Here is a 23,365-nt window from a genome sequence, read left to right on the forward strand (position 1 = left end):
GCCCACCGCCCAGGAAACGAGAACCATGTCCTTTGCCTCCCGCTTGACGTCCGTGCTCCGAACCGCCGCACGCTCACCTGCCGTGCGCCGAGGCGCCCGCGGACTGGGCCGTGCCGCCGTCCGTGCGGTGCGGGAACGCCAGGGTGGATCCGGGTCCAGCACCCCCTCGCGCGCGGGCGGCGCATCGCACCGGTCGGCCGACCCGGCGGGAGTCGAGGGGGCAGGGGCGCTCGCGGATCGAGCCGCCTCGCCGGCGCTGAACCTCACGTACGCACCGCATGCGGATGACCGCCCCGACCCCGGGGAGATCGTCTGGGCCTGGGTGCCGTACGAGGAGGACATCACCCAAGGCAAGGATCGACCGGTGCTGGTCGTGGCCCAGGAAGATGCCGCCACCGCCGGAGGCGACGGCTCCGGCGACGTCCTGGTTGCCCTCATGCTCACGTCCCGGGACCGTGCCGACTCCGCCGAGGTCATCACCGACGAGCACGGATCGACCTGGGTGGATATCGGCTCCGGCAACTGGGACCAGCAGGGCCGCCCCTCCGAGGTGCGTGCCGATCGCCTGCTGCGGATCGATCCCGGGTCGGTGCGGCGCGAGGGAGGTCGCCTGGGTCAGGGGCCCTTCGAGCGGGTCGCGGCCGCAGTGCGCACAGTTCACGGCTGGCGCGACTGAGACTGCCCGAATCGCTCGCTCCGAGTCAGGGCCCCGGGACGCGACCTGCAGGAATAAGCCATGGGGAGGAACTGAGCGAACCCGCACGAGACACGCCGCACACCCGGTGCGTCTGCGAGAACCGCTCTGGTAAGGTCGAGCCTCGTATGTGTGACATACCGTTCGGTGTGCGCATACCGTCGTTCCGCCGTGTCAGGGATGATGGTTCGTGCGACCCGAGCGAGTTCCCGTGACAGCGATTCGGTACCGACGTCTCCAGGCGAGTCCCCACCGCCGTCCCCGTCGGCTCCGTCCCTCGGCCGTTTCGGATGATCCACCAGAGCAGCACAAGAGAAGAGTCTTCGTGGCAAACATCAAGTCCCAGATCAAGCGGAACAAGACGAACGAGAAGTCGCGTCTGCGCAACCGCATCGTCAAGTCCGAGCTGAAGACGTACACCCGCAAGGTGAAGAACGCCGTCTCCACCGGTGACGCCGACGCCGCCGGTGAGGCGCTCAAGGCCGCGTCCCGCAAGTTCGACAAGGCCGTCTCGAAGGGCGTCATCCACGAGAACCAGGCTGCGAACCGCAAGTCCGGTCTCGCCAAGCTGGTCTCCAGCACGTCCAAGTGACATCGCAGCTCAGCTGCAACCCCGCGTGATGGGGTGAGGAAAGGCCCGGTGCGGAGCGATCCGCCCCGGGCCTTCTCTCTGTCCGGGCCCGTCCAGCCGGTGTCGCTCAGCGCCGCTCAGCGGGCCCGACGGGCACGGCAGATCTCCATGACCATGCGCTGCACGGACCAGCGGGGGTCGCGCCCGGCGCCCTTGACCTCGTGATCGGCGCGGGCCACGGCCTCCAGCGCGCGGGCCAGCGAGCGGTCGTTCCAGTTCCGCGCCTCACGGCCGAGATTGCGGAGCATCCAGTCGGGCATGCCGAGGGTGCGGGCGCTGGCACCGGGGGCGGAGACCTTGGCCAGCGACCGCATCTTCGAGGCGATGGCGGCGACGATCGGCACCGGGTCGGCACCGGCCAGCTGCGCCTGCTGGAGCAGCTGGAGCGCTTCCTGTTCGCGGCCGGCGATCGCGGCATCGGCCACGGCGAAGGCCGTGGATTCCACCCGGCCGGCGGTGACCGAGTGCACGTCCTGCGCGGTGATCTGAGCGGCCTGTCGGCCCTCATCCGGGGTGGTGTCCTCGATGAGCTGGCGGCTGATCGCAGCGAGTTCCGCGAGGTCGGTGCCGAAGGCGTCGACGAGGGCAGCGATGGCGTCGGGCTGGATACGTCGCTCGGCGCGGGCGAACTCGGCGGCGACGAAAGCCTGCTTGTCCCCGGCGCGTTTGACCGGGCTCGCATCGACCCGCGGGACGCTCGCCTTCTTCAAGGTGTCCAGCAGCTTCTTGCCGCGGTTCCCACCGCGATGGACGAGCACGAGGGTCACGTCGTGCTCGGGGTTCTTCACGTAGTCGAGAATCTCCAGGACGAGGGAATCCGGCGCGGCCTGCAGCTCGGGGACCAGCACGAAGCGCGGCTCGCCGAACAGCGAGGGGCTCGCGACCTGGGCCAGAGCTCCGACCCCGGCGGCGTCTCCAGAGAGGTCATGGACCGCGACCGACGGATCTGCGTCCTTGGCCAGCGATCGCAGCCGTCGCACGGCACGGTCGGCGATCAGGGTCTCGGTGCCGTGGACGAGCACGATCGGTGCGAGGGCAACGCTGTGCCACTCGACATCGCTCACGGGAACTCCTCATTGTTCGGGGACCTGGTCGATCCTATCGGGCCGGACCCACGGATCGCGCCGCCGAGGGGTCGTCGGCGCGAAGAGCGACCGTGCCATGGACGTCGGTCCGGATGATCTGGGTCCCGCTGCCGCGCAGGAGTCCCAGCAGATCCTCGGTGGGGTGGCCGAAGGTGTTGTCCTGCCCCACGGTGATCAGCGCGAGGTCGGCGTCGAGCTGATGGTAGAGCGGCTCGTGCTGGTGACGGGATCCGTGGTGCGCGACCTTCACGATGTCGGCAGGCCCGGGGGCGAGGGCGGCGACCTCCGCCTGGGCTGCGGGCTCCAGATCGCCGAGGGACACGAGACGAGTGCCGTCGGACCAGGTGGCCGAGAGGGCGACGGAGCAGTCGTTCGCGGCGTCCCCTTCCGCGGAACCGTCCTCGCGCTCGGAGGCGGAGTAGGCGTCCTCGGCGGAGCCCGGCCACAGCACGGTCAGGTCCAGGCCCTCCTGCCGCCAGGTCAGACCGGTCGTCGCCACGGTGGTGGTGGCCGCAGCCGCCACGACGTCCCGGCCCGCCTCGGGCAGCGGGCAGATCCACTGCTCAGCCGGTACGTAGGAGCCGGTCAGCGCAGCGCGTCCGCCGGTGTGGTCGAGGTGCGGGTGCGTCAGGACCAGCAGGTCGATGCCTTCCACCCGCAGATCGTCCAGGCATTCTCGCAGCGCCGCGGGCTCCGGGCCGGTGTCGATGAGGACGGTCGGTGAGTGCTCTGCCGTGGGCGCGGCGCGGAGGAGCAGGGCGTCGCCCTGCCCGACGGCGCAGACGGCGAGCGTCCAGGTCGGGGCGTCTCCGAGGGGAAGGATGCGCCCGATTCCCGGCGCGATCACGGCAACCAGGACCGCGGCGCTCACCCACCGCACCGCAGGCGCTCGGCGTGCGGCGACCGCGACGGTGAGGGCGAGCAGCACGGCCAGGGCGAGCAGGACTCCACCGGCCCCCTCGGGCACGGAGATGCGGGAACCCGGCAGGGCGTCGGCGGCGCGCGCGGTCAAGAGCACGAGGTGGGCACCGCCCGCGGCGACCGTGTTCAGGACCATGGCCGCCGCAGGCCAGAAAGTGCCGAGGACGAGGGCGAGCAGACCGATGACGGTGGAGGGCCCGACCAGAGGACCGACGATCATGTTCACCGGCACCGCCCAGAGGGAGACTTCCGGGGTGAGCAGGATCAGCACAGGCGTGCAGGCGAGCTGGGCCACCAGGGGGACGGCGAGCACCAGCGCCATGGTCTCCCCCAGTCTCTGCCCGCTGAGTTCGACGATCGCCCGTGCCAGCGGCGGCGCCGTGATCAGGATGGCCGCAGTGGCCAGGGCGGAGAGCAGGAAGCCGATCGATGCCGCGGTCACAGGGTCGGTCACCGACCACAGCGCCACGGTGAGGGCGAGTGCGGCGACCGGGGATGCGCGCACCCCGGCGAAACGGGCCGCGAGCAGCGGGGCGGCCATGGTGGCCGCGCGCTGGACGCTCGGTTCGTCGCCGACGAACCACACATAGCCGATCACGACCAGCCCGGCGATCGCGATCCGGGGCCTGCGCCGCACGCCGGCGAGCAGCAGCGGGCCCAGGATGGCAGCGAGGACGAAGGCGATATTGGCGCCGGAGACCGCGACCAGGTGGGAGATGCCCGCCCGCCGCATCATCTCCTCGCTCGATTCGCTGAGCCCGGTCGTGTCTCCGCTGGTCATGCCGCGCACGAGGGCTGCTTCGTCGGCCGGCAGGTGCGCCGTGGCCGCGCGTGCCTGCTGACGCAGCGCGTGCCGCGCCGCCTGGGAGCGATCGTTCGCACCGGTGACGGGCACCTCAGTGGCCTCGTAGATCCGCAGCACGACCAATCCACCACTGGTGGCCAGCGACCCACGCACCCGGATCGTGTCGCCGTCCTGGGCACGAGCCAGGTCATCGGCGACGTCGCCGTCCGCCTGCACCAGGAGCGGCAGCGATGCCGGCAGCCGGGTGTCCTCGCGACCGATGCGCGCGGGCCCGCGGACGGTGCGGGCCATCACCTGCGTCCCGGTCCGGGACCACTGGGGGCCGGCGGTGGGGGCCGCAGGGTCGCCGTTCGCGACGACCGTGAGCTCGACGATCAGGCCCTCACGCGCAGCCTCCCCGAGCAGATGATCTGTTCCCCCGTGACGTTGCAGGGCGGGGAACAGGAGCGCCCCGGCGAGGACCAGGATCCCGAGGTGCGCGAAGATCCCGTGCCGAGTGCGGGTGCCCCCGATGAGCATGACCGCTGCCAGCGCCAGAGCGACGATCACCGCACCGGCGGCGATCGCCGCCGAGGTACCGGCCGTCACGCCCAGTACCGCGAGGGCCCAGATGCAGGTGGCCGCCGGGAGCAGTCGCAGATCGGCACGCTTCACGAGCGCAGCTCACTCATACGGTGGCCGTCCCACGGATCTCCTCGAGAGTCGCGGGGCCGATCCCGGAGACTTCGAGCAGTCCGTCGACCGAGGTGAACGGCCCGTTCTTCTCCCGGTGCTCGAGGATGCGCTGGGCGATCGCGGGACCCACGCCCGGCAGCTGTTCGAGGTCGGTCGCCGTTGCGGTGTTCAGGTCGATGTGCCCGCCCGCAGAGCTGCCCGCGTCGCTGCTGTCTGCGCCACCGCCGTCCTCCCCCTCGCCAGCTCCGGAGGGCGCTGAGACAGCCGCGGGTGGCTCCTCCCCTGGCCTGGGCACATGGATCTGCTCGCCATCGGTCACGGTGCGGGCCAGGTTCACGGCGGAGAGCTCCCCGTCCGCGGTCGCGCCGCCGGCGGCGCGCAGCGCGTCGTCCACGCGGGACCCCGGCGGCAGCTTCACGACCCCCGGACTCTCGACGGCGCCGGAGACATGGACGACGAGTTCCGAGGGACCGTCGGTCGCGCTCGTGTTCTCGGCGCCGTCCTCGGCGGGCGCGGAATCGTCCCGGCCGGCCGAGCCTGTCGAGCTCCCAGCAGTGTCGGGATCGACGTCAGGTTCTGCGCCGTTCTCCTTCTCGGTCACTGCGTCGGTATCAATGTCAGCCTCGGCAGCTGCGGGGTCTTCGTCGGCCGTTGCGCTCTCGGCCGCGACGACGTCCTCGCCGCCGAGGGGCACCGCAGTGCCGGCTCCGGAGAGGTGAATGACGCCCACCGCGATCAGGACCAGTACGGCAATACCTACGAGTGCCGAGGGCGACGGGGACGGGAGGGTGAAACGACGTGCGGGCTTGTGCTCCGTGTGGTCGCGGCGCTCGATCAGTGCGTCACCGGTGCGTCGATGACGCCCGGCCGGTCGGCGTCCCACGCCGGAGGATCGTCCCTGTGCTCCCATGCCCGCGACCCTAAGGAGGACACGGGCCTCCGGTCAGCGCCGCACCCGGACATGGGGACGACAGGGCACTGGGGAGGAACCATCGCGAGGCGCCGGGGCGCGCGGAGCTCGATCCGGGACGGGTCCGACGAGCGGACGGAGCGGAGACCCGGCGGGGCTGGGGTCAGACGGAGCTGGGCCTCAGGCGATCCCGAGCATCGTCAGCCACTGCCCCCAGAAAGCTGCGAGGATCACGATGATCACGACCACGTACCAGGCGACGGAGAGCACCACCCAGTGGCGCAGCACGCTCGCCAGCGGGGCCGGCAGCCTCAGGTCACCGCTCTCGATGCTGCGAGCGAGGGTCGAGAAGAACATGGGCGCGGTCACGGTCCAGATGACCATGCACCACGGGCACAGCGCCTTGATGACGAAGATTGCCGAGATCGCCAGGAACTGGATGTACCCGAAGGCGAAGGTCATGCCACCCAGCCGGGCCCAGCGGAACCAGGGGGGCAGATGGGTGCCGCTGACCATCAGCGCACCGACCATCGCCATGATCGCGTAGCCGGCCAGTCCGATCGCCTGATTGGGCAGCCCGAGGGCCGAGGCCTGCCAGGTCATCATCACGTTGCCGCAGGAGATGAACGGGTTGATGTCGCAGGCGAGCGATGCCCCGGGATTCTGGAGCAGGAACTCCTTGTCGATCAGGAGCTTCAGCGCGGAGATCCAGCCGAGGAGACCACCGAGCAGGAGCACGGCCCCTGTCAGTCGCGCACCGGCGCGCTGCGTCGAGGAGCGTTCTTCGGCGAGCTCCGCGTCGATCTGCGCGATCAGCTCCGCGTCGGTGGCGTCTGCGTCGTCTGTGTAATCCGCGTCGTCTGTGTCGTCTGCGTCGGCAGGACCGGTGGTGGAGGCGTGGTGGCTCATGTCTGGTCCGGGATCTTCCGTGCGAAGGGTATCGGGAACGTGCCGCGAGGCCTCAGTCGGTGACCGGGTGCTCGCGGAACCAGGTGGCGAGGTGCGCGTTGCCCTCGTCCATCGACACGCGCGGCGTCCACTGCAGGCGCTCGCGGGTACGCCGCTGGTCGAACCAGTGCGCGGTGGACATCTGCTCGGCGAGGAACTCCGTCATCGGCGGTTCGTCATGGCCGGGACGCGCCTCCCAGATCCGCTCGACCACGCGGCCCGCGAAGCGGCCGACCGAGCCGGGGATCTGCAGTCTCGGACGCGGCACCTCGGCGGCGTCGCACCAGCCGTTGAACACGTCACGCACCGTACGGGGTTCGCCGTTGGTGATCACGAAGCTCTCGCCGTGGACGTCGTCGATCCGGTCCAGCGCCGCGACGATCGCGTCGGCCGCGTTGGTCACGTAGGTCGTGTCGATCAGCGCCATGCCTCCATCGAACAGGGGCAGGCGGCCGCTCCTGGCGCGGTCGACGATCCGGCCCACCAGCTGCGTGTCGCCGGGGCCCCACACGATGTGGGGGCGCACGGAGGTCACCAGCAGGCCGTCCTCGCCGTCGGCCCCCATCGCCACCAGCTCGGCGGACGCCTTGGTGCGCGAGTAGGGGCCGCGGGCACGGTCGGGATCCGCCGCGGTGGCGTCCAGACCCTCGATCGCGCGGCCGAGATGGGCGACCGACGGGGAGGACACGTTCACCAGCGTCCCGCCGCCGTGTGCGCGCAGCGCGGACACGACATTCTCGGTGCCCCCGACGTTGATCGCCCTGTACTCGTGCTCGGGCCCGGAGATGGACACCTTCGCGGCGAGGTGGATGACGGCGTCGGCGCCACGGGCCGCGCGCCGCACGTCGTCCGCCTCGGTGAGGGAACCGATGACATCTTCGACGCCGGGGATCGCGGCCGGTCGGCGCTGGAAGGCCCGCACCCGGGCGCCGCGGTCCCTCAGGGTCGTCGCGACGGCACCTCCGAGCATTCCGGAGGCGCCGGTGACCAGGATCGTCGGCGAGCTCACAGCGCTCCGGCCTTCTCCCCGCGCAGGGTCTGACCGGCCCAGCGCGACAGCGCCGCGCGGTCGATCTTCGAGTTGTGGCGGATGTCGGTGGGCAGCGCGCTGGTGGTGAACACCGCGACGACCTCGGCCCCGGAGCGGTCGCGCACGGTACGGCGCACCGCCTCCTGCAGGGACGTCGTCGCGGCCCGCGGGCGGCCCGTCCGTCCGGGCCGGTAGCCGGCCTCGGTCTCGAGGATCACGACGACCTGCTGGGTTCCGCGAGGGCCGACGACGGCGGCGCCGGCACGACGCACGGTCGGCACGGTCTCGGCGGCGTCCTCGACCTGGACAGGGGTGAACAGTCCGTCGGCCGTGGCCAGCACGTGATCCGCGCGGCCCTCGACCCACAGGCGGCCTGCGCCGTCGAGGTGGCCGACGTCGCCGGTGGCGTGCCAGCCCGGGAACCGCATGGAGGTGCGGGTGGTGCGCCACAGCATCAGGTAGCGATCGCGCACGTGCGGGGCGCGGATGAGGATCTCACCGGTGACGTCCGGGTCCTGGCTGGTCTCGCCGGTGGTCCGGCCCTCCTTGTCCATGACGGCGATGGCGATCTCGACCCGGGGAACCGGGCGGCCGACGCACACGCCCGAACCCTGACCGGCTTCCTCGATGCCCTCGAGATCGATCGCCGTGACGGCCAGGCATTCGGTCATGCCGTACGGAGTCAGCGCCCTCGCCTGCGGCATCAGGGTGCGCAGCTCGCGCAGCAGGTGCGCGGGGATCGGGGCGCCGGCGGAGAAGAAGCTCGCCGCGCTCGCGATCGCGGCCCTGCCGTACTCGTCGAGCTGATCGGCGGTGTCCAGGATGTTGCGCAGCGCCGCAGGAGCGGTGAACACGGCAGGCTCACCGAGCGCGGCGATCGCCTCGGCGAGGGCCGGCGCCGTGAGCTCACCGGGGCGGGTGATGTCCATGTCGGGGACCACCGTCGGCGCACCGAGCGCGGGCCCGAGCAGGGCGAAGGGGGCGAAGCCGGCCACCAGGCCGCGCTCCGGATCGAGCTGGAGGGTGTCCCCGACGGCGGTGAACATGGCGCTCATCTGCCGGTGCGTGTACACGGCACCCTTGGCGGGACCGGTCGAGCCGGAAGTGAACAGGATCGCCGCGTCGGCGTCCTGCTCGGGCCAAGGGGCGTGCAGCGGGGCTCCGAGCTCGCGCATCATCGATCCGGAGGTCGCGAGCTGCGCGATCGAGGTCTCGACTCCGAGGGCGGCACGGTCCACGGTGGGCAGCTGCTCGACGCTGAGGCGCCGGCCGGGCCAGCCCATCGCGCGGGCACCGACCAGGGCCTTGGTGATACCGATCAGCCAATCCGGGTGGGAGCCGATCACGGCGCGAGTGAGGCCGGGGACGCCGAGCCCGGCGTCCGCGATGACGGCGACCGCGCCGATGCGCAGGCAGGCGTAGAGCACGCCGGTGAGATCGGCGCCGGGGGTGATCAGGATGCTCACGCGGTCCCCGGGACGGATCCCGTGTCCCAGCATGCCCGCGGCGATGTCGTCGACCCGACGGTTCAGCAGCGACCAGGAGATCTCCCGTCGCTCACCGTCCGCACCGGACATCTCGACCACGGCGGGGCTGTGGGCATGGGCAGGGTCCGCGGCCAGGCGCGCGATGGGTTCGCCGATGTGGCGCTCCAGGGCGGGTTCGGCGTAGGAGGACACCGGGCGCCAGGGCTCGGCCTCCTGCTCGGAGTCGGGTCCGACGCGCTCGCGCAGCCAGTCGGCGACCAGGCCGGCGACGTCGGCGTCCTCCCACACCAGATGCGAGGTCTTCTCGAAGCGGTGCACATCGGCGTGGGGGACGCGCTCGATGAGGTCGCGCAGGTAGCGGTCGGAGAAGGTGACGTCGCGAGGGCCCCAGGCGAACAGGGTGGGGACCGTCAGGTCGCGGATGCCCTCGGCGAGACGCTCGAGGGTGGGACGCGACGGATGGTCTGCGTCGGCGGGGATGTCGGCGACGAAGTGCTCGATCCCCTTGCGACGGGCACGGGTGCGGTACGGCGCGAGGTAGGCATCCTGGACCTCCCGGGGCAGCGGAGGCCTGGACAGCGCGATCGTGGTGCGCAGGAAGGTGTCGGTCAAAGACGTCGAGGCGGGCAGGAAGGCAGGTGCGGTCGCGAGCTGAAGCGCCTTGGGCAGCGACTCCCCCAGCTCCTGGTGGATGCCGGTGTTGGTGAGGATCATGCCGGCGAGGTCGTGACGGTTGTCCAGCGCCCAGCCGACCGAGACGATGCCGCCCCAGTCGTGGCCGACGGTCACCACCGGGCCGCGCACGGAGAGGGCGTCGGTCAGCAGCGACAGGTCGGTGATGCGGTCCTGCAGGCGACGATTGACGCCGGTGCGCTCGGACCAGCCCATCTCCAGCTGATCCACGGCGATGAGCCGCCACGGGATGTCCTCGCGCACCAGGGAGCGGAACAGGAACGAGTAGGTGGGATTGCCGTGCACGGCGAGCAGGGTGCCCTGCGGCGTGATGCCGCGCTCGGCCAGCAGCGGACCGGAATCCAGCAGATGCCAGCGGCGCAGCTCGCCTTCATGGTCCCGCACTTCGAGGGTGCGGCTGATGCGCGGGTCCACGTCGGGCATGCCGGGGATCTCGCCGATCGCCGCGCGGCGGCGACCCTTGCTGCCGGTGTTCACCACTGGACCTCCATCATCGCGGTGTTGAGCCCGGATCCGACCCCCATCAGGAGGACACGTTCACCGCGCTTGACGTCGTTCTGGATGCTCGCCAGGGTCATCGGGACCGCTTCGGCGGCGATGTTCCCCCAGTCGGGGAAGGTCACCGGGATGCGTTCCATCCCCACTCCGGTGATCTTCGAGAAGTTGCGGGTGTAGACCATCGAGACCTGGTGCGGGATCACGTGCTCGATGCTCTTGAAGTCGAGACCGGACTCGTTGGCACCCTTCCAGGTGTCCAGGATCAGCTGGATCCCGTTCTCCAGCAGGCCGGCGGAGTCCGTGCGCATGTCGTGCATGTCCGCCACGCACAGCTCGTGGTGCTCCGTGCCGGCGCGCGCCTGGGTGACCTTGAGGCGGTGGCCCTCGGGATGCTCGTCCGCCGGGCCGATGACCGCGGCGGCGGCCCCGGAGCCCAGGGTCAGGGAGGCGAACTGATTGTTGAAGTCCGCGCGCGTGGACGTCTTGGAGTTGAGGCGTTCGATGGTCCCGCGCTGGACCTGCTCGACGTCCTCGGCACCGACGATCAGGGCGTACTTGATCTGCCCGGCGTCGATCATCCCGGCGGCCATCGTCATGGCGTTGACGAATCCGAGGCAGGCGTTGGTGATGTCGAAGTTCATGCAGCTCGGGGGCATACCGAGCGAGTGGTGGATGCCGGTGGAGACCGCGGGCTCCAGATGCTGGCGGGAGACGGAAGCGTTGATCAGCAGCCCGACCTGATCACGCATGATGCCCGCCTTGGCCATGGCGCGCTCGGCGGCGAGCACGACGCCCTGCTTCCAGCCGTTCTGCGGATCGCGCCACCAACGGCGCTCATAGACCCCGGCCACACGCTGCAGCACACCCTTGGGCAGGCGCAGGCGCTTGCGGGCAGGGGCGAGCATCTCGTCGATCTCGTCAGAGGTGACCGTGACCTGCGGCAGGGTCATCTCGACCGAGAGCAAGGAGGCATTCCGGTGGACGAATCCTGTATTCCCGTTCCCATTTCCCATCTGCGTGCGCTACCTCGTTCGTCTCGTGCATCTCATGGTGGACATGGCCGCGGCGCGGACGCCGCTCCGAGGGGCCGACGCCGAACGGCGAGGGCACGACGGGAACAGGCTCATGCTTCGGCCATTCTCACACCGTCACCTGAGGGGTGCCTGCCCGGGTGTCGGATCCCACGTCGGTCCCTCCCGGGCCGGGAAGCCGGCGCTCAGCTCGCGGGGGGTCCGTCCGAGCCGCCGTCAGCGCCGCCCTCCCCGTCGACCCCGCTCTCGGCGCCGAACTCGTCCTCGTCGAGGTGGTGGCCCAGGTGGTGCCGGGCGAAGAGCAGGCATTGGCGCAGGATCTGCTCCCGGCGATCTGCGTTCCCGCTGGTGCTGACCTCGAGGAGCACCGAGCCCTCCCAGCCACGGTTGGCGAGGCGGCGCAGCACCTCGGCGCAGGGCTGGTTGCCCTCCCCCGGCGGCAGATGCTCGTCCTTGGTGGTGCGACCGGAGCCGTCGGCCAGGTGCAGGTGCGTGAGGCGGTCGCCGAGCCGGTCGATCATCTCCAGCGCATCGTCGCCGGCAGTGGCGGCATGGGAGAGATCGACGGTGACATGGGAGTAGTCCTCGTCGGTGGGATCGTGATCGGGCAGATAGTTCAGCAGCTCGCGCACTCCCAGTCGCCATGGGTACATGTTCTCCACCGCGATCGCGATCCCGTGCTTCCGCTCGAGCTCGGCGACCCCGGTGACGAATCCGCGGGCGTACTTGCCCTGCCACCGGAACGGCGGGTGGGCCACGATCGTCGGCACCCCCAGCTCCTTGGCGATCTCGACGGTGCGCTCGACCTTGACCCAGGCGTCGCGACCCCACAGGCCCTGGAGGAAGAACAGGGTGGGTGCGTGCAGGGAGAGGATCGGCTGATCGTAGCGCTGGGAGTACGCGCGCAGCAGCTCCGGGTCCTGGCTGTCCTTGGCGTAGGACACCATCACCTCGACCCCGTCGTAACCGATCCGGTCTGCGAGGCGGAAGGCCTCCTCGACCCCGGCGGGGAACACGGACGAGGTGGACAGACCGACGGGGATACGGCGCTGCGGATCCTGCTCGCTGCGCGGATCGCCGGCCGAGAGCCGCTTGGACAGGGCCTCACGGTGGGTGTGCTGGGCCCGGTTGGGGCGGGTGTACGGCTTGCGGGCACCGTCTCGCGGTGCACTCGTCGACTGACGGTCACGGCGTGGGTTCACGGCATCTCCTCGGACGGTGGGTCGGCGCAGTCAGTATGCAACAGCCCCGCCCTAGACTTGTGGGCATGCGTGTTCGTGAACTCACCTCCGACGACTACGTCGCCTACCGGACGATGACCTCGGGAGCCTTCGGGGGCTCGTTCCCGGAAGCCCAGGAGAAGGAGTCTCGTCCCTTCGCCGACGGCGAGATCCCTCTCGGCATCGACTCCTCGCAGCTCCCCGGAGGCGTCGACGGCGTGATCGCGGCCGGCGCCCGCATCCGCCGCGATCGCGTGGCCCTGGGAGGAGGCGTCGTCCGCTGCGGTGGGATCGGCGGGCTCGCCGTGCACCCCGCTCATCGGGGCGGCGGCCTGTTCGGTGCGCTGCTGACCGGGGTCATCGCCCGCTGCGACGCGGAGGACATGCCGCTGTCGATGCTGTACCCCTCGAACCCGTCGATCTACCGTCGATTCGGTTACCAGGTGGTCGCCTCGGTGCCCACGGTGATCATTCCTCTGATGGATCTGCAGCGGATGCCGGCCGTGGCGGGCAGACGCCTGGTGCCGGTCACCGCGGAGACCGTGCCGCGTCTGCACGCCCTGTACCGAGAGTTGAGCGCGGGCGACAACGGGATGCTCCGGCGCGAGCCGCCACTGTTCGCCACGGGGATGCCCGGTGGCGGCTGGTCCGCCCTGCTGCTCGAGGACGTCGACGGTCTTGACCACGGCTACATCTCCTGGACGCGCCTCGACGAGGACGCGCAGGGGGCTGGGCTGGACGTGCACGAGGTCTTCGGTCGCACCCGGGATGACCGCATCGCCCTGCTGCGCTCGCTCGGCTCGTGGTCGACGGTCACGGAACGTGCCCGCCTGCGGGTCCGCACCGAGGATCCGGTGCTCGACGCCCTGCCCGGCGGCGGGCTGCGCCCGGATCCCGGAACGCTGCCCCTGGTGATGATGCGTGTCATCGACACCGCCGCCGCGCTCGAGGCGCGCCGCGCCCCGGTGGGACTGTCCGGCTCCGTCCACCTGGTCGTCGAGGACCGCACGGTTCCGGCCGGCACCTGCCGCTCCGCAGGCCGCTGGATCGTCTCGGCGGCCGACGGGCGCATCACCGTGGCGGCCCAGAAGAGCGACGGCGGTGGTGGCGGCGACGACGGTCGGGGCGGCGCTGGAGCCGAGGGCCCTCTCGGGACCGCACGCCTGGACGTCCACGCCGCGTCGCTGCTCCTGACCGGTGGCCGTACCCTCGCCGACGCCCGCCGGCTGGACCTGGTGGCGACGGCGGATCCGTCGGCCGAATTCTTCCTGGACGCTCTGCTCGCCGGCCCCCGCCCGAGCGTCATGGACGCCTTCTGAGCCTCGACCACCGTACGCTGGCGCTTCTGCTGATCCCGCCCCTGTCTGCCGTCGACCCCCGGAGCACACCCGCATGGCCAAGCTGCACTTCAAGTACGGAGCGATGAACTCCGGTAAGTCCGACACCCTCATCAAGACCGCCTACAACTACGACGAGCGGGGCCTGGCCACCCTGACCGTGAAGCCGGCGCTCGATACGAAGGGCGAGGACTGGGTCGTGGCTCGTGGCGGCGCCCGTCGCCGCGTCGATGTGCTCGCCCACCAGGGTGAGGACCTGCGCGCCCGGGTGCATGCCGTCGCTGATCAAGGGGGGCTGCGTCCGTTGTACTGCGTCCTGGTCGACGAGTCGCAGTTCCTCGAGCCGATCCAGATCGATCACCTGTTCCGGATCGCCAAGAAGGACGGCATCTCCGTGATCTGCTACGGGCTGCGCACCGATTTCCGCACCGTGATGTTCCCCGGTGCGACCCGGCTGTTCGAGCTGGCCGACAACGTGGAGAAGCTGCCCACGATGTGTCGCTGCGGGTCTCAGGCCGAGTTCAACTGCCGGGTGGTGGAGGGTCGATACGTCTTCGAGGGGGACCAGGTCGCGATCGACGAATCCTCGGCCGGCGCCGTCACCTATGTGTCGTTGTGCGGACCGTGCTTCCTGCAGGAGCAGCGCACCGCCGGTGTCTCGGTCCTCGGCTGACTCGGCTCCCGTACGTCTACGAGGTCGCCCGGCTCGTCGGCCCTGGCGCAGACGTGCGCTGTGCTTCCCGTGGTGGAAGCACAGCGCACAGTGCTGTGACGCCGGGGCGCGCCCCGGCCGGTGCAGCTCAGGAGCTGAGCGGGCGATCCTCGCCGACCTCGGCATCGCCGCCGACGCTCGCGCTGTCCTCGGACTTCCCCGCGAGGGTCGAGGCGTCGTCGTCGAGCTGCGCGTCCTTGTCGCTGCCGATGCGGTCCTTCGCGGACGCCGCAGCACCGGATACCGCACCCTGCACGTTGGAGGCGACCTCCGGGGCCTTCTCCTTCACGCTGGCGGCAGTGTCCTGCGCGACGCCCTTGGCCTGCGCGGCACGGCGCTGGACCTCAGGATCGTCGGCGACCTGCCGCGCGGTGCGCTCGAGGGATTCGTAGGGTCCACGGCCGGTGCGGGAACCGACCACGAAGCCGATGGCAAGTCCGGTCAGGAAAATGAACTTCTTCATCGCTGCCTCCAGGGATCGTCTATGTCGTGTTCCGCATCGTGTCACAGGAAGATCACGAGGTCCCGTCGACCCGACCGAGCGGTCCAGGCAGCACCCCCGCGGTGCGGGGCCCCGCACCTGTCGCCCCGATCCGCTCCCGGTGCCGTCTCGCTCGCACTGTCTTGCTGTCTTGTCGAGCCCGTCCCGGCTCCCATTCCAGTGCCGCTCCCTCGTTTCGTCCCCGATCGGTCCCCGTCTCGTCCCCGTCCGGTCACAGAACCTCCACGCCGAGCGGGTACGGGACACAGCCAGCACCCCCGCCGAGGCTCTACGATCGAGGCAGGGCAAAGAAGCCCTGCGCCGACCGTCCCCGCCGTGCTCCGCACGGCGACCGAGGAGAAGACACTTTGTCCCCGTCGCAGTTCCCGCTCGATGAGCGCATGTCCACCACGTTGACCATCGAGGACGTCGCCGCTCAGGTGCGCACCTGGGTCGATGCCGCCGCCACCCGTTCGGTTCCCGGGCCCGCGAAGCTGTTGTCGGATGTGCTGCGCGACCCCAAGGGCCTGGACTTCACGCTCGCCTTCGTGGACCGCGTGATCCGCCCCGAAGATCCCAAGGCCGCCGCCGTCGAACTGCGTCGCCTCGCCCAGGACCCACCGGCCTTCCTGCCTCCCGCCCTGCGACGTGTGGTCTCGCTCGGGGGCATCGCCTCCCGCGTTGCTCCCACGCTCGTGGTGCCCACCGCGCAGGCCGCGATGCGCACGATGGTCTCCCACCTCATCCTCGACGCCCGCAGCGGCCCGCTGTCGTCGGCGATCGCACGGCTCACCGCCGACGGCACCACGTTGAACATCAACCTCCTGGGCGAGGCCGTGCTCGGCGCGCAGGAGGCCACGCGGCGTCTGCAGGGCGTCCGCGAGCTCGTCGGCCGCCACGACATCGACTACGCGTCCATCAAGGTCTCCTCGATCGTGGACCACCTGCCGCTGTGGGCCGCTGCCCAGACCGTCGACCACATCGTGGAGACCCTGCTGCCGCTCTATCTCGACGCAGCCCGAGGCGAGCACCCCACCTTCCTCAACATGGACATGGAGGAGTACCGGGACCTCGAGCTCACCCTGCAGGTCTTCGAGAAGCTCCTGGACCGGCCCGAACTCGCCCAGCTGCACGCCGGCATCGTCCTGCAGGCCTACCTGCCCGATGCCCCCACCGCGATGGCCCGCCTGCGGCGCTTCGCGCGGCGCCGTGTCGCCGAAGGCGGAGCACCGATCAAGGTACGCCTGGTCAAGGGCGCGAACCTCGCGATGGAGAAGGTCGATGCGTCCGTCCATGGATGGCCGCAGGCGCCCCTGCTCAGCAAGGAGGAGACCGACGCTCAGTACAAGCGGATGCTCCTGGACGCCTTGCATCCCGAACAGCTCGCCTCCGTGCACCTGGGCGTCGCCGGCCACAATCTGTTCGACGTCGCCTTCGCACACCTGCTGATGGGTGAGCGCGGGATCCCCGCGGGCGAGGGCAGCGGAGTCGAGTTCGAGATGCTCGCCGGGATGACTCCCGGCCAGCAGGCCGTGGTCCGGGAGTCGACCGGCTCGATGCGGCTCTACGTCCCCGTGGTCCACCCGAAGCACTTCGACGTGGCCGTCTCCTACCTGGTTCGTCGTCTCGAGGAGAACGCCTCCTCCGAGAACTTCCTGTCGGCAGCCTTCGAGCTCGACACCGCGCCCGAGCTGTTCGAGCGGGAGGAGCACCGTTTCTCCCTCGCCCTGGAACGCGCCCTGCGGGAGACCTCACCGTCCACCCACCGCGACCAGGATCGCGCCACCGAGACCGACGGCGCCGTGGCGCAGATGGGCTCCTCCGCCCTGCCGGCGGTCCCCGGCGCCTTCCGCAACACTCCCGACACCGATCTGTCGACCCCCGCGAACCAAGCCTGGGGCGAGCAGATCACCCACCGCGTCCGCAGCTCCACCCTCGGGCAGGACGAGGTGCGCGCTGCACGGATCGAGACCGTCACCGGCGTGGACGAGACCATCACCCGTGCCCTGGTCGCTCAGCGGGAATGGGCCGCGCTCGGCGTCGAGAAGCGCGCGATGGTGCTGCGACGGGTCGCCGGAACTCTCGCCGCCCACCGTGCCGACCTGCTGGAGGTCATGGCCTCGGAGACCGGGAAGACCCTCGAGCAGGGCGATCCCGAGGCCAGCGAGGCGATCGACTTCGCGCTCTACTACGCCGAACAGGCCGAGCGCCTGGACGCCCAGCCCGATGTGGCCTTCTCGCCGCGCCCCCTGACCCTGGTGACCCCGCCCTGGAACTTCCCGGTCGCAATCCCCACCGGCGGAGCCCTCGCGGCCCTGGTCACCGGCAGCGCCGTGATCATGAAGCCGGCGCCGCAGGCCCGCCGTTGCGGCGCCCTGCTCGGTCGCCTGTTCCATGAGGCCGGGGTCCCCGAGGGGGTCTTCACCCTCGTCGACGTCCCGGAGAACGAGGTCGGGGAGGCGCTGATCTCCGATCCGAGGATCGATCAGCTCATCCTCACCGGCGGCTACGAGACGGCCGCCCTGTTCGCCTCGTGGCGGCCCGAGCTGCGGATCCTCGCCGAGACCAGCGGCAAGAACGCGATCGTCGTGACCCCGCACGCGGATCTCGACCTGGCCGCACGAGACATCGCCGCGAGCGCCTTCGGGCACGCCGGCCAGAAGTGCTCGGCAGCGTCCCTGGTGATCACCGTCGGCTCGGTGTCCCACTCCCGCCGCTTCTCCGCGCAGCTCGCCGACGCCGTGCTCAGCCTGCACGTCGGGGAGCCGACGGACCCGACCGTGCAGATGGGTCCGGTCATCGAGGCCCCCGGGGAGAAGCTCGCCTCGGGCCTGACGGAGCTCGGCGACGGGGAGTCCTGGCTCGCCCGTCCCCGGCAGCTCGATGACAGCGGTCGCGTCTTCTCCCCCGGCGTCCGCACCGGCGTCGAAGAGGGTTCGGCGTTCCATCGCACCGAGTACTTCGGTCCGGTGCTCGGGATGATGCATGCGCACACCCTCGAGGACGCCATGCGGATGCAGAACGGCACCGAGTTCGGTCTCACCGCCGGGCTCCACTCCCTGGATCCCGGGGAGATCGCCCGGTGGACCGACCACGTCGAAGCCGGGAACCTGTACGTCAACCGCGGCATCACCGGGGCGATCGTGCAGCGTCAGCCCTTCGGCGGCTGGAAGCGCTCCGCGATCGGCCAGACCGCGAAGGCCGGCGGCCCGAACTACCTGGTGCACCTGATGGATGCGGCCGACGCCGGCGATCTCGCGGGCACCGGCGGGACGCGCGACGACGAGGCGTGGCTCGCCGCCGCGCGTCACTCCGACCGCGAGCACTGGGCGAGCACGTTCGCCCCGCGCGACGTGCAGGATCTCCATGGCGAGATCAACGTCCTGCGGCACCTGCCGCTCCCGGTCCTCGTGCGCGCCGCCGCGGGGACCACCGCCGCGGAACTGACGCGGGTGCTGCATGCTGCGGCGACCGTCGGCGCCGACGTGGAGGTGTCGCTCGCCGATGCCGCACTGGTATCGATCGCCGCCGGTGCCGGGTTCGAGGACTCCCGGATGCAGGTCGAGGACGCCGAGGCCTTCGCCCTGCGCATCCCGCGCGTCGAGCAGCGGCGCATCCGCCTCATCGGGGAGGCCGACGATCACCTGCGCACCGCGATCGCTGATCGCATCGACGTCGCGCTGTTCACTGGAACGGTGGTGGCCAGCGGGCGCGCCGAACTGCTGACCTTCCTGCACGAGCAGGCGATCAGCGCGACGGATCATCGGTATGGGAACCCGCTGCCCCATCGGCTCGATCTCACCGGCGCGGGCGGCTGGACCCGAGGAGCCTCCTGAGCACTGCGCGCCTGACCCCCCGCGCTCCTGGGTCCTCGATCCCGTGAACGGGCGCACCGCCGACGGTGCGCCCCGGGCCGAGGCGCGCCTCGGGGAGAGCGCGTCTCGGGAGTCGTACCCTGTCCAGAATATTCCTGAGCACGAGTCCGGAGGCGTTCCATGACCGACGGTGACCCGACCCGACCTGGCAGCGACGCCGAGCGCCGTCCCACGCCTTCGGCGGAGACCGCTGCACCGGCACGTCGGCAGCGGGATCCGTTCCTGGACAACGCACGGGGCCTCCTCATCACTCTCGTCGTCGTCGGCCACACGCTCGAGTGCTTCGACGGGAAGAACGTGTTCCTCGGAGGCGCGATCCACACCTGGATCTACTCGTTCCACATGGCGGCCTTCGTCGCGATCTCCGGGTTCCTCTCCCGCTCGTACCGCAACGAGCCCCGTCAGGTGCGTCGAATGCTGACGTCGATGGCCGTGCCGTTCCTCATCTTCCAGGTGCTCCATGAATTCGGCAGGATGCTCCTCCTGGGTCAGGAGTTCCACCTGCAGTTGATCACTGCGGCGTGGACGCTGTGGTTCCTGCTGGCGCTGCTGATGTGGCGACTGGTGACACCCGTGCTCCGCGTCCTGCGCTACCCGCTCGTGTTCGCGGTCGCGATCGCGGTCATCGTCCCGCTGGATGCGGACCTGGATTCGACGTTCACCCTGGGTCGATTCTTCTCGATGCTGCCGTTCTTCGTGCTGGGACTGGTGACGACTCCGGAGAGGCTCGAGAAGCTGAAGGCGATGCCGCATCGCTGGATCGGCGCAGTCGTCCTCGTCCTGGTGCTGGCCGTCTCCTTCGCCACCCACGAGCGATTCTCGGTCGCGATCTTCTTCCTCCGCAGCAACTACGACAACGGGCCCTACGGCACCGCGACGAGCATCGTCATGCAGCTGCTCGTGCTCGCGGCAGGCATGATCGGGACGGTCGCGTTCCTGCTCGTCACGCCGCGGGGCCAGACGATCTGGACAGCACTCGGCACCCGCTCCCTGACCATCTACCTCCTGCACCCGCTCGTGCTCCTGCCCTTCCGGTACGCCGAGGAACCGTTCGCCTGGGCGGAGTCGTGGTGGGCACCGATCCCGGTCGTGCTGATCGGCCTGGCGATCACGGCGGTGCTCTCCCGCGGCATCGTCGCCACCGCGACACGCTGGGTGACGGACCCTCCGATCGGCAACCTGTTCGTGCGGCCGGATCAGCCGGACCAGCAGGCCCCCGCACGGCGAGTGGGCACCTGAGTCGGCGGAGTTGAGTGTCTGAGGTGGCGGGTGTCAGCGCCGCTGCGGGCCTGACGTCTGGGCATCTGGGCATCTGGGCATCTGGGCATCTGGGCATCTACTGCGATGGGCGCAGCTTCGGAGCGGACGAAGCGGGGGTTTCTGTACCGCTTAAGCAGAATAGGGTGCGGTGCCTCACATCCACGGCTAGCGTGGAGGAGCCCCGCCCCCGATCGCACGCAGAGGTGCCTCGCCATGACCGACCCGGCAGTCCCGACCAGCGCTCACCGACCCACCTCGGACCATCCCGCCAGATCCTCACCGTCTCGGCGCGGAGTTCTCGCCGCCACAGCTCTGACCGGCACAGCGGCATTCGCTGTCGCCCCCACGGCCACCGCGGCCCCCATCGAGAGGAACCAGCCTGCCGTGACCGAGAACAATCCCTCGGGCGGCCCTCCCGTCACTCCGAAAGAGGCCGCCGTCCGCGCCGTCGCGGTCACCGACGCGCTGCTGACGTATTTCCCGGCGGAGACCGACCCGGACATGCTCATCGAGCGCTATCCACGCCAGGAGGAGGACCCGGAGTTCGCCTACGTCTGGCCGCTGTCTCAGGCACGCGCCGCGGTCACCGAACTGATCGCCGCGCTCGGCTCGGGAGGGCCGCCGACTTCGACCGGGGACCTCGACCTCTCCGCGGCGGACGCCGCACTGATCCGTGCTCAGGAGCACTACTGGTACCCGCAGGGAGGCTCCACCGGCGTGCCCGGCTACACGGCCGCCACAGACTCCGTGCAGGGCGCAAACGGCGACTTCTTCTACGACGACAACGACTGGATCGCGCTGATCGAGATCGAGCAGCACCTGCTCAGCGACGGGACGAAGGGCGATCTGGACCGGGCCATCGAGCTACTGGATCTGTTCCGCTCGGGCGAGTCGACCGATGCCTCGCTCCCGTCCCCCGGCGGCATCTTCTGGACCCAGGCGGACTGGAACAATTCGCGCAACACCGTCTCCACCTTCCCCTCGGCGAAGGTGGCACTGCGGATCCACCAGCTGACCGGCGACGCGAAGGCGCTCGAGGACGCGCTGCGCTGGATGGATTGGGGCCGAACGACCCTGCTGGCCCCGAACGAAGGCCTGTACTGGGACAACATCGACCCCGAGGGCGCGATCGACAAGACCTTCTGGACCTACAACCAGGGCGTCCCCCTGGGATGCGAGGCCCTCGCCTACGAGCTCACGGGCGACAGCGCGCACCGGGACAACGCTCTGGCCCTGGTCAAGGCGATCATCGCGTTCTACGAACCCTTCACCGAGGGTGGGGCGTTCGACGAGCAGCCGATCCAGTTCAACGCGATTCTGCTGTCGAACCTGCTGATGGCCGAGTCGATCCTCGGTGGGCGGGTCGAGGGCCGGGCGATCACCGAGTCCTCCGCCCAGCGTCTGTGGGCCAACCGGCGCGACCCAGAGACGAACCTGGTGACCGGATCTCGCGAGTCCGACGTCGGCACCCACCTGCTGGACCAGGCCGGCTTCGCCCGCTCCCTCGCTCTGGCGGCCACTCCGCGCCCGCTCTGGACCCACCTGAGCTGACTCTCCGCAACGCCTCGGAGCGCACGCTCTACCTCCAACCTCCTCGAACCTCCGCGCACGGCGGGATCCATGCCGCTCCACACCACGCAGGGGCAGCGTTGCGACCAACGGCACCTCGTTCCGTCAGGAAGAGGTGCCGTTGGTCGCAACACAGGCGCCTCCCCACGTGACAACCCACGCCACTGTCCACGTGATATCGCGGGCCATCGGTGGGGCGTCCGGGTTCAGGAGGGTGACCAGCCCTGGCGGAGCAGAGCATCGCGTGTCCGGTCAATCGCGGATCGGCAGCCGTAGCGCAGGTCCTTGGCCGTCGTCCGTACCTCGATCCAGCCGGCCCTCTGGCGACGTTCACCTCGAGCGATGTCCTTGGGCAGTTGTTCGGCATCGAGGTGCGAAGGTCCCTCGTGCTCCACCGCCACCCGCCACTGCGGCCAGTGCAGATCGGGTTCACCGAGGTCGATGCTCGAGGTACCGGATTCGCCGTTCTCACTCGCACGCACATTGAGGAGCGGTTCCGGCAGACCTGCTCGGAGGAACGCCAGCCGCAATCGGGTCTCCGCCGGAGAATCGCTGCTCACCCTCACCTGGGTAATCGCGGCTTCGGCCTTCGGAGCCCCGCGGCCGGTGAAGCGATTCGACTCATCGATGAGCTCCTCGACGGTCGCGTACGGCTCTGCTCGGCCCTCGAGCCCCGGGCGCGGACGACGAACCAGGTGGTCCCCGATCACCACCAAGTCATCGGGCATGAGGAGCGCGGAGAGATCGAGCAACGTGCGGCTCCGCGTGGTCAACAGGACCGGAGGGCTCCCGTCCAGGGAAACGGGCTCGAGGTCCAGTGCGCTCCACCGCACCAGAGCGCTCTCCCGGCGGCGAGCCGACCTCGTCCCCAGATGCACGCGGTTGTCCACGGAGTCTCCCCGTGGCCGGTGCACCGCGCGGTCGTTGACCCGGTGTGTATGGCCTTGGGCTGCGATCACCTCGTCCCCGAAAGCCCCCGGCAGCGGAAACTTCCAGAGGCGGGCGGCCGTCAGACCGACGGCGAACACGGCCGGATCGCGTCGACAGTACGCCGAGACGATCTCCCTCTCCGTGAGAGTCCGGTCCGTCCTCGCCCACAGACCGCGGCCCATCGACCTCAGGTCGGAGGCTCGCAGACGCACCCGGGTGACGCCGGCGCGCCGAGCCTCGTCCGTCGTGAAGACGGCGAAGGCCAGCGCAGCAGGGAGCGGATTCGGTCTGCCAGGCATGACGACAGCATCGAGCCCTTGCCAGCGCACGGCTCATCGCGTCCACATCCTGCTGGTCACAGCGCCGCGGCATCGCTCCTCCCCAGCGGGAGACCGGTCATGCCGCCACACGACCGACGCGAAGTAGAGCGTCGACCCCGCAGCGTCAGGAGCTCAGCACCTTAGGCGTGCGACCTTGGGCACCCCTTCAGCCACCAAAGAGGTGCCCAAGGTCGCAACGGCCGATATATCTCCCGTCATCCTCACCATGCGCCCCTCGCGGCGCGGCGTAGCG

At 70.3% G+C, this 23,365-nt stretch carries 17 protein-coding genes; 7 read left to right on the top strand and 10 right to left on the bottom strand.

What is annotated here, in order from left to right:
- Positions 1-25 precede the first annotated feature (25 nt).
- Together INT51_RS18605 and rpsT are read left to right on the top strand one after the other, a co-directional pair.
- The gene (locus INT51_RS18605; RefSeq protein ID WP_193106838.1) at positions 26-676 is read left to right on the top strand and encodes a type II toxin-antitoxin system PemK/MazF family toxin; all 651 of its coding nucleotides are present in this window, start codon (positions 26-28) and stop codon (positions 674-676) included.
- A 343-nt stretch (positions 677-1,019) separates the two neighbouring features.
- A complete protein-coding gene (gene rpsT, locus INT51_RS18610; protein ID WP_193106839.1) occupies positions 1,020-1,286 on the top strand; it encodes a 30S ribosomal protein S20 in 267 nt (88 codons plus the stop codon).
- Between the two features lie 116 nt (positions 1,287-1,402).
- Here the strand turns inward: rpsT and holA are convergent, their stop codons facing one another.
- From holA to INT51_RS18650, 8 genes are all read right to left on the bottom strand, one after another.
- Entirely contained in the window at positions 1,403-2,389 is a 987-nt protein-coding gene (gene holA / locus INT51_RS18615) for a DNA polymerase III subunit delta (RefSeq protein WP_193106840.1), read from the bottom strand.
- Positions 2,390-2,423: 34 nt separating this feature from the next.
- Positions 2,424-4,790 (bottom strand): ComEC/Rec2 family competence protein, encoded by a 2,367-nt coding sequence (locus INT51_RS18620; RefSeq protein WP_193106841.1) that lies wholly within the window; start codon positions 4,788-4,790, stop codon positions 2,424-2,426.
- Between the two features lie 13 nt (positions 4,791-4,803).
- On the bottom strand, positions 4,804-5,721 hold the full coding sequence (locus INT51_RS18625; protein WP_193106842.1) for a ComEA family DNA-binding protein: 918 nt from the start codon (positions 5,719-5,721) through the stop codon (positions 4,804-4,806).
- 180 nt (positions 5,722-5,901) lie between these two features.
- Positions 5,902-6,630: a vitamin K epoxide reductase family protein gene (locus tag INT51_RS18630; RefSeq protein WP_193106843.1), complete on the bottom strand. Its 729-nt coding sequence runs from the start codon at positions 6,628-6,630 to the stop codon at positions 5,902-5,904.
- 52 nt (positions 6,631-6,682) lie between these two features.
- A complete protein-coding gene (locus INT51_RS18635) occupies positions 6,683-7,678 on the bottom strand; it encodes an NAD(P)-dependent oxidoreductase (protein WP_193106844.1) in 996 nt (331 codons plus the stop codon).
- On the bottom strand, positions 7,675-10,302 hold the full coding sequence (locus INT51_RS18640; RefSeq protein WP_193106876.1) for an alpha/beta fold hydrolase: 2,628 nt from the start codon (positions 10,300-10,302) through the stop codon (positions 7,675-7,677). Before INT51_RS18640 ends, INT51_RS18635 begins: the two co-directional genes overlap by 4 nt.
- Positions 10,303-10,352: 50 nt before the next feature.
- Positions 10,353-11,327, bottom strand: a complete 975-nt coding sequence (locus INT51_RS18645; protein ID WP_255509804.1) for a 3-oxoacyl-ACP synthase III — start codon at positions 11,325-11,327, stop codon at positions 10,353-10,355.
- A 266-nt stretch (positions 11,328-11,593) separates the two neighbouring features.
- Positions 11,594-12,610 carry a sugar phosphate isomerase/epimerase gene (locus tag INT51_RS18650; protein WP_193106846.1) on the bottom strand — a complete coding sequence of 339 codons (1,017 nt, stop codon included), beginning with the start codon at positions 12,608-12,610 and terminating at the stop codon, positions 11,594-11,596.
- Between the two features lie 65 nt (positions 12,611-12,675).
- Here INT51_RS18650 and eis point away from each other — a divergent pair, with 65 nt between their 5' ends.
- Both eis and INT51_RS18660 read left to right on the top strand, forming a co-directional pair.
- The gene (gene eis, locus INT51_RS18655; RefSeq protein WP_193106847.1) at positions 12,676-13,947 is read left to right on the top strand and encodes an enhanced intracellular survival protein Eis; all 1,272 of its coding nucleotides are present in this window, start codon (positions 12,676-12,678) and stop codon (positions 13,945-13,947) included.
- Between the two features lie 73 nt (positions 13,948-14,020).
- Positions 14,021-14,638 carry a thymidine kinase gene (locus INT51_RS18660; RefSeq protein WP_193106848.1) on the top strand — a complete coding sequence of 206 codons (618 nt, stop codon included), beginning with the start codon at positions 14,021-14,023 and terminating at the stop codon, positions 14,636-14,638.
- A gap of 127 nt (positions 14,639-14,765) precedes the next feature.
- Here INT51_RS18660 and INT51_RS18665 read toward each other — a convergent pair whose 3' ends face one another.
- Complete coding sequence (locus INT51_RS18665) at positions 14,766-15,140, bottom strand: hypothetical protein (protein ID WP_193106849.1); 375 nt, start codon at positions 15,138-15,140, stop codon at positions 14,766-14,768.
- A 419-nt stretch (positions 15,141-15,559) separates the two neighbouring features.
- Here INT51_RS18665 and INT51_RS18670 point away from each other — a divergent pair, with 419 nt between their 5' ends.
- The 3 genes from INT51_RS18670 (at position 15,560) to INT51_RS18680 (ending at position 21,844) form a co-directional block, all read left to right on the top strand.
- A complete protein-coding gene (locus INT51_RS18670; RefSeq protein WP_193106877.1) occupies positions 15,560-18,994 on the top strand; it encodes a bifunctional proline dehydrogenase/L-glutamate gamma-semialdehyde dehydrogenase in 3,435 nt (1,144 codons plus the stop codon).
- Between the two features lie 159 nt (positions 18,995-19,153).
- On the top strand, positions 19,154-20,272 hold the full coding sequence (locus INT51_RS18675) for an acyltransferase family protein (protein WP_193106850.1): 1,119 nt from the start codon (positions 19,154-19,156) through the stop codon (positions 20,270-20,272).
- Positions 20,273-20,506: 234 nt separating this feature from the next.
- Complete coding sequence (locus INT51_RS18680) at positions 20,507-21,844, top strand: glycoside hydrolase family 76 protein (protein ID WP_193106851.1); 1,338 nt, start codon at positions 20,507-20,509, stop codon at positions 21,842-21,844.
- Positions 21,845-22,068: 224 nt separating this feature from the next.
- Here the strand turns inward: INT51_RS18680 and INT51_RS18685 are convergent, their stop codons facing one another.
- Positions 22,069-23,091, bottom strand: a complete 1,023-nt coding sequence (locus tag INT51_RS18685; protein ID WP_193106852.1) for a hypothetical protein — start codon at positions 23,089-23,091, stop codon at positions 22,069-22,071.
- Positions 23,092-23,365 lie beyond the last annotated feature (274 nt).

Source organism: Brachybacterium sp. FME24 (assembly GCF_014897705.1).
In the GTDB taxonomy this organism is placed as follows: Bacteria; Actinomycetota; Actinomycetes; order Actinomycetales; family Dermabacteraceae; genus Brachybacterium.

Coding starts and splice junctions, on each gene's coding strand:
- INT51_RS18605 (WP_193106838.1), top strand. CDS start 26: ATGTCCTTTGCCTCCCGCTTGACGTCCGTGCTCCGAACCGCCGCACGC.
- INT51_RS18625 (WP_193106842.1), bottom strand. CDS start 5,721: ATGGGAGCACAGGGACGATCCTCCGGCGTGGGACGCCGACCGGCCGGG.
- INT51_RS18630 (WP_193106843.1), bottom strand. CDS start 6,630: ATGAGCCACCACGCCTCCACCACCGGTCCTGCCGACGCAGACGACACA.
- INT51_RS18640 (WP_193106876.1), bottom strand. CDS start 10,302: ATGCCCGACGTGGACCCGCGCATCAGCCGCACCCTCGAAGTGCGGGAC.
- INT51_RS18645 (WP_255509804.1), bottom strand. CDS start 11,327: ATGACCCTGCCGCAGGTCACGGTCACCTCTGACGAGATCGACGAGATG.
- eis (WP_193106847.1), top strand. CDS start 12,676: ATGCGTGTTCGTGAACTCACCTCCGACGACTACGTCGCCTACCGGACG.
- INT51_RS18660 (WP_193106848.1), top strand. CDS start 14,021: ATGGCCAAGCTGCACTTCAAGTACGGAGCGATGAACTCCGGTAAGTCC.
- INT51_RS18665 (WP_193106849.1), bottom strand. CDS start 15,140: ATGAAGAAGTTCATTTTCCTGACCGGACTTGCCATCGGCTTCGTGGTC.
- INT51_RS18670 (WP_193106877.1), top strand. CDS start 15,560: ATGTCCACCACGTTGACCATCGAGGACGTCGCCGCTCAGGTGCGCACC.
- INT51_RS18675 (WP_193106850.1), top strand. CDS start 19,154: ATGACCGACGGTGACCCGACCCGACCTGGCAGCGACGCCGAGCGCCGT.
- INT51_RS18680 (WP_193106851.1), top strand. CDS start 20,507: ATGACCGACCCGGCAGTCCCGACCAGCGCTCACCGACCCACCTCGGAC.
- INT51_RS18685 (WP_193106852.1), bottom strand. CDS start 23,091: ATGCCTGGCAGACCGAATCCGCTCCCTGCTGCGCTGGCCTTCGCCGTC.